The 1,759-nt window shown below is 60.3% G+C and carries 3 protein-coding genes and 1 pseudogene; 2 read left to right on the forward strand and 2 right to left on the reverse strand.

Features of this window, described 5'->3' with window-relative positions:
* Nucleotides 1-12: 12 nt before the first annotated feature.
* On the reverse strand, nucleotides 13-270 hold the full coding sequence (locus EPO50_RS28495) for a hypothetical protein (protein ID WP_296349967.1): 258 nt from the start codon (nucleotides 268-270) through the stop codon (nucleotides 13-15).
* A gap of 38 nt (nucleotides 271-308) precedes the next feature.
* Between EPO50_RS28495 and EPO50_RS31605 the strand changes: the two are divergent.
* Both EPO50_RS31605 and EPO50_RS31610 read left to right on the forward strand, forming a co-directional pair.
* Nucleotides 309-494 (forward strand): annotated as a pseudogene (locus tag EPO50_RS31605) (transglutaminase N-terminal domain-containing protein); the annotation flags it as partial.
* Nucleotides 495-540: 46 nt separating this feature from the next.
* Nucleotides 541-807, forward strand: coding sequence for a hypothetical protein (locus EPO50_RS31610; protein ID WP_367268073.1), 267 nt, complete (start codon nucleotides 541-543; stop codon nucleotides 805-807).
* A 240-nt stretch (nucleotides 808-1,047) separates the two neighbouring features.
* On the opposite strand, the gene EPO50_RS28505 is transcribed toward EPO50_RS31610, so the two are convergent.
* Complete coding sequence (locus tag EPO50_RS28505; protein ID WP_367268072.1) at nucleotides 1,048-1,749, reverse strand: exopolysaccharide biosynthesis protein; 702 nt, start codon at nucleotides 1,747-1,749, stop codon at nucleotides 1,048-1,050.
* Nucleotides 1,750-1,759 lie beyond the last annotated feature (10 nt).

Raw genomic sequence — 1,759 nt, forward strand, 5'->3', positions numbered from 1 at the left:
CATGCTCCCGCGTCACGAGGCGTCCGCCTTCAAGGCTTCGGCAAGCTCGACAGGATCGACACACACGACGTCTCGCCTGCAGCCGGGTGATGGGGTGGCAGGCAGGTGGAGCATCGTCGACATCCGGCGAAAGGCGACAAAGGAAAGTTCGGATATCAGCTCTTCGTCCGTAACGAGCCGGTAGGTGCCTGCGGGCTGCACGCCATCGACAGCCGCGAGGGTGAAAGAGTGGCGGAACGTCACTGTCGTTTCCGTGGTTCGTGTCGGCATGATCTGCCTCCAATCTAAAGACAATCTGGAAACTCGCGATGAACGCACTCCGCATTCGCCACAGGACGACCTATCGTTATCGCGAACCGGTACGGCTGGGGCCGCATCGGCTTATGCTGCGGCCGCGCGAAAGCCACGATCTGCGTCTGTTGTCGAGCACGCTCGAGTTGACCCCTGCAGCCTCGGTATCGTGGACCAACGATGTTTTCGGGAACGCCGTCGCCACCGCCAGTTTCTCGGGTCTCGCGGACGGGTTGACGATCGAGAGCCTTGCCGTGGTCGAACTCGGCGCGTCGCCGTGGCCTGTCTTTGGCAGGCGTGACCGAAGCGGGCTCGACCCATGCCTGGGCCGAAATCTTTCTGCCCGGAGCCGGCTGGATCACCTTCGATCCGACCAACCAAAGCGTAGGTGGCTTCAATCTCATTCCCGTCGCTGTCGGACGCATCATCACTCAAGTGATGCCGATGGCTGGCACTTTCATGGGCATGACAGACGCCTATCAGGGCATGTCCGTCGAGGTGCAGGTCACGCGGTGAAGTGGCTTGGTCCACCAATACGCCAACTTCACGCTGGGAGGAGAGCGTGGCGACGCCCTAGGAAGATGGTGACAATCCGGCAGATTATTAGGGGCCTCGGACTCTTTATCTTTTTTTGACATGCAGAGATTGTGCTGACCGGTGCCGAGAATGACGAGCGTGAGATTGGCGGCGCAGGCTCCAATACTGGAGGTGTCGTGCCCCCCCTGGACACATGACCGATACCAGCAAGCCCTACGCCTATCCGTGCGTTGCCGGGTCAAGCCAGTCTATCGTCTCCACAGCTCCCCAGACCGTCGCGGCCGTCACCGCCAGAGAGCAGAGCGCGGCAACCAGAGCGACTGACAGCGCACCCCCGTCTTCTTCGAGATAAGCGAGCGCTAGAAGCATGATGATAAATGCAGGCACGACTTGCGAGAATGGCACAGGTGAGATCAGCGTCAGTCCCAACAACAGCATCGCGCTCCCCGTCAGCCGCTTGGTGGCATGGAAAGGGATGGGCCACCGCGGACGGATCAGCCGCTCGACCCATTTGAGCCGGGGCGTAACGACACGAATGACGCGCGCCAGTCTCTCTACGCCAACTTTCCTTCGAGCAATAAAACGAGGCAACACAGCCGTGTTGTGCCCGAGCATCATCTGGACTGCAGGCCATGCAATCATTACCCCCACAACCGTAGACGCGCCCGGAACGAAGGCGAGCATTGCCATCAAGAAGAGGGTCAGACCGAACGAGCGCTCCCCGAGCTGCTCCATCAACCATCCTACGGAGACATGTGCGCTTTCCGCCCGATCCAAAATTCTTGAGAGGTGGACCGAGGTAGGGGCAGAAATGGATGATCCGACGCGATCTTGAGTCAATCGCGCAGCTCCGTAACGATCGAATGGCGGGCGAAACCGTCCGCAGGGTCGCAGTTTGAAAGCTCGCCACGGTCCAGGCAAGTCTCGACCG

The organism is Reyranella sp., assembly GCF_004297405.1.
GTDB lineage: Bacteria > Pseudomonadota > Alphaproteobacteria > Reyranellales > Reyranellaceae > Reyranella.

What these genes read in the sequence shown, in the direction of transcription:
- EPO50_RS28495 (WP_296349967.1), bottom strand. Translation starts at nt 270, where the DNA reads ATGCCGACACGAACCACGGAAACGACAGTGACGTTCCGCCACTCTTTC.